A 252-nucleotide genomic window follows, 5' to 3' on the forward strand; every position below is an offset into this window, starting at 1 on the left:
GGCCAAACCCTGGTCTCCCATGCAGGGCTGTCGGTGCTGACCAGCTTCCTGAACGCGGTGGACTTCCGCAGGCTCTGCGAAGACAGGTTCAGCCAGTTCGTACCCGCTACCGCAACGCACCGGCCAGGCAAGATCCTCGGCGCACTGGCCCTGTCCTTGGCGGCCGGCGGTGAACAAGCCACAGATATTGACCAGCTACGAGCCGCACCAGAACTCTTTGGCTCAGTAGCGTCGGATGCCACGGTTAGCCGA

1 protein-coding gene is annotated in these 252 nt (G+C 63.1%); it reads left to right on the forward strand.

The window, feature by feature from the left end:
* On the forward strand, window positions 1–252 hold a 252-nt coding region (locus ACT3UA_RS19065; RefSeq protein ID WP_444617909.1), incomplete at both ends, for a transposase.

It is taken from the genome of Glutamicibacter sp. 363 (assembly GCF_052379505.1).
GTDB lineage: Bacteria > Actinomycetota > Actinomycetes > Actinomycetales > Micrococcaceae > Glutamicibacter.